Here is a 3,264-nt window from a genome sequence, read left to right as displayed (position 1 = left end):
CAGACGGACTGTCCTCGGCAGACTCGGGCGCTGGCATCCGCCGGCGCGGAACGGCCGGCGCCGCCGGATCCGGAGCGAACCGCTCCAGCGAATCCAGGAAGGAACGCGATTTCAGCCGAAGATCGAGATGCGTGTCCATCAGAACGCGCAGCGCCGTCTTCAACTGCTTGCTCGTTTCGGGACGAACCTGGATATTGCCGAGCCTGCGCATGTCGATAGCCGACAAGAGCCGAAGCAGCCGCAGCGTCCCCTCCTCGAGCGGAATCGCCCGCGGGTCCCTGCCATGGCAGCGGCGGCAGAGAATTCCGCCCCCATCCGCACTGAGCCGGAACGGTCCCTGGTCCGATCCGCAATTGATGCACTGAAACAGCTGCGGGCCGTATCCGGCTGCTTCGAGAATTTTCATTTCAAACAGATGAATGACGACCGCCGGATCCTTCCCTTCCCGAAGCCCGTCGTAGCAGGCCTTGAGCTGATGGAACAGATAGGCTCCGGCCTCTTCGTCCTGGAAGGCTCTGTCGCACAGCTCGGCCGCATACGCGGCATAAGCCGACAAATCCAGATCCTCCCGCAGCCGATGGTTTGATTCCATGATCTCCCCGGCATTCAACGTTCCCAATCCCGCATTGCGAAAAAAAACGAATTCCCCATATGTAAACGGCTGGACGAGCGATGTATGCCGGCTTCTGACCTTCTTTGCTCCCCGCGCCATGACCCCGACCTTGCCGACCGTATCCGTCAGCAGCGTCACGATCTTGTTGCCTTCCCCGTAATCCGTGCTGCGGATCACAATCCCTTCGACTCGGTACAGCATGGACACCATCCCCTTTCGCCCATCGGAGGGAATCCTCGGACTCTCCGCATGCAAAAGGTCCGGAGCGCTCGCTCCGGACCTGCTCATGCTGCCGGAAGTCAGAAGATGGCAGCCTGCTCCGCCTCTCCCGTTTCTTCGGCAGCTTCCGCCGCGGCGGCCATTCCGGCTGTGCCGGATGCCTCGCGAAGCTGATCCACTTCCTTGTAAAGCAGAAATGACTCTACATCACCGGTCCGCGCAAAATAGGTCCACGAAAAATCCCGCATGAAGCAACACCCTTTCGCCTCTCGAAGTGGAAAACGCCCCCGCAGGCGTCGTCCTCTTTAGAATGCGATAAAGGAGCGTCGGCTATGCTGACAATTCCATGCAGGAATTCATTCGCTGCGATAGCCGAGGTCCTTGAGCACGCGGTCCTGGTTGCGCCAGTCCTTCTTGACCTTGACCCACAGCTCCAGGAATACCTTGGAGCCCAGCAGCGCTTCGATATCCCGGCGCGCGCGCTTGCCGACTTCCTTGAGCATCGCGCCTTGCTTGCCGATAATGATGCCTTTCTGCGAATCCCGCTCGACGAAGATGACGGCTCCGATCTGAACGACGCCGTTTTCCTGGACTTTCATGTCCTCGATCGTGACGGCGATGGAATGCGGCACTTCTTCGCGCGTCATCTGGAGAATCTTCTCGCGCACCATTTCGGCGCAGACGAACTGTTCCGGGTGGTCGGTGACCTGATCGGCGGGATAATATTGCGGTCCCTCCGGCAAGTAGCGCTCCAGCTGCTCCAGAAGCCGGTCGACGTTGCTGCCTTGAAGCGCGGAGATCGGAACGATCTCGGCAAAATCGTACAGGTCCTTGTACTGGACGATCGTCTCGAGCAGCTTCTCCGGCTCGACCTTGTCGATTTTGTTCAAGATCAGAAATACCGGCGTTTTGACCGATTTCAGCCGTTCGATGATGAAACGGTCGCCGCCGCCGATTCCTTCGGAGACGTCGATCAGGAACAGGACCGCCTCGACCTCGGACAGCGCTCCTTCGGCTGCCTTGATCATATAGTCGCCCAGCTTGGATTGAGGCTTATGGATGCCTGGAGTGTCCAGGAATACGATCTGCGAGCCTTCGCGAGTCAGCACGCCATGGATCTTGTTGCGCGTCGTCTGAGGCTTGTCGGACATGATCGCGATTTTTTGTCCGATCATATGGTTCATGAGAGTCGATTTGCCGACATTCGGACGGCCTACGATCGCGACGAATCCCGAGCGGAATCCTTTATTTCCCTTGCCGGTGCTATCGGGACCTTTGCCTGCTGCTCCACCTGCCATCTTAGTTGTCCTCCTTCTTGTTCCGGCTCTCTTCCAGAGAGAAAGCGCCGGGCAGAAGCTCGGCAACCGTCATGACGCTTCTGGAGCCGGACAGATTGGTCATGATGACCGGCATGTCCGGAGCGCACAGCTCCGACAGCACTTGGCGGCATACGCCGCATGGCGAGATCGGCCCCGGCGTATCGCCGATGACAAGAATCGCCTTGAAGCTTTTCGGCGCGCAGCCGTCGGCGACGGCGCGGAACAACGCGGTGCGCTCCGCGCAGTTGCCGGGGCTGTAGGCGCCATTTTCAATGTTGCAGCCAAGATGAATATGGCCATGCTCATCGAGCAACGCGGCTCCGACCTGAAAATGGGAATAAGGTACGTATGCCCTGCTCATCGCTTCGCGCGCCGATTCATACAGCTGCTCACTCAGTTGCTCAATTACCGGATCTGCCTTCATCTAGCTTCCTAATCTCCTTATGGGGGAATATAACCCCGGTTCTTCTTATGTCACGAGCAGCCGCCACAGCGGCGGCCCCATGATGATGATGCCGACCGCCGCTGCCGCTGCCGCGCAGACCAGCACCGCGCCGGATGCCGTATCCTTCGCCAGCTTGGCCAGCGGATGAAGCTCGCCGCCGCAAGCCAGGTCGACCGCCCTCTCGATGGCGGTATTGATCAGCTCCGCTGCCAGCACGAGGGCGGATACCAGCAGCAGCAGCGCCCACTCCGTCCGCTTGAGTCCAAGGCAGGAAGCCAAGGCCCAAGTCCCACGCGGCCCGGCACCTTCCTCCATCATTACCCATCCGACAATAGAATAAAACCTTTTCCGGGACACAAAAGCGTCTTCCATTAATAATTCTTAATCCTCTTCTAACAATCGAAGGATAAAATAAGTCCAGGCTCGGCAAGTTCAAGAGCGGCAAATACACGCAGGAGGAAACGGTCAGGGAGTATCTGGAGCTGGTGCGGCCGCGGCATGACCGCTACGTGGAGCCGACCCGCTGGCAAGCGGATCTCTTCGTTGTATCGCGATAGAAATTCAGCGTTTCCGTTCCGTTAGATTCCGTTATCCGGCGTAGACGTAGGAACGATGCGCGCCGATGCTTCAGCACCGACCTCGGCACCTGCTGCCGCTCCGAGCTCGAC

The 3,264-nt window shown here is 58.9% G+C and carries 5 protein-coding genes; all 5 read right to left on the bottom strand.

Features of this window, described 5'->3' with window-relative positions:
• Positions 1–814 (bottom strand): DNA repair protein RecO (gene recO, locus BN871_RS25440; RefSeq protein WP_083436659.1); only part of this gene is annotated, 814 nt, incomplete at its 3' end.
• A 98-nt stretch (positions 815–912) separates the two neighbouring features.
• Entirely contained in the window at positions 913–1,080 is a 168-nt protein-coding gene (locus tag BN871_RS27240) for a YqzL family protein (RefSeq protein ID WP_083436658.1), read from the bottom strand.
• Between the two features lie 108 nt (positions 1,081–1,188).
• Complete coding sequence (gene era, locus BN871_RS25435; protein WP_048749906.1) at positions 1,189–2,130, bottom strand: GTPase Era; 942 nt, start codon at positions 2,128–2,130, stop codon at positions 1,189–1,191.
• Position 2,131: 1 nt separating this feature from the next.
• On the bottom strand, positions 2,132–2,575 hold the full coding sequence (gene cdd, locus BN871_RS25430) for a cytidine deaminase (protein ID WP_048749905.1): 444 nt from the start codon (positions 2,573–2,575) through the stop codon (positions 2,132–2,134).
• A gap of 45 nt (positions 2,576–2,620) precedes the next feature.
• Positions 2,621–2,914 (bottom strand): diacylglycerol kinase family protein, encoded by a 294-nt coding sequence (locus BN871_RS25425; protein WP_083436660.1) that lies wholly within the window; start codon positions 2,912–2,914, stop codon positions 2,621–2,623.
• Positions 2,915–3,264 lie beyond the last annotated feature (350 nt).

Source organism: Paenibacillus sp. P22, assembly GCF_000469945.2.
GTDB lineage: Bacteria > Bacillota > Bacilli > Paenibacillales > Paenibacillaceae > Paenibacillus_O > Paenibacillus_O humicus.
The sequence above is the reverse complement of the archived record's forward strand: the minus strand, read 5'-3'. Positions and strand labels throughout refer to the sequence as shown.

Coding starts and splice junctions, on each gene's coding strand:
- BN871_RS27240 (WP_083436658.1), bottom strand. CDS start 1,080: ATGCGGGATTTTTCGTGGACCTATTTTGCGCGGACCGGTGATGTAGAG.
- era (WP_048749906.1), bottom strand. CDS start 2,130: ATGGCAGGTGGAGCAGCAGGCAAAGGTCCCGATAGCACCGGCAAGGGA.
- cdd (WP_048749905.1), bottom strand. CDS start 2,575: ATGAAGGCAGATCCGGTAATTGAGCAACTGAGTGAGCAGCTGTATGAA.
- BN871_RS25425 (WP_083436660.1), bottom strand. CDS start 2,914: ATGATGGAGGAAGGTGCCGGGCCGCGTGGGACTTGGGCCTTGGCTTCC.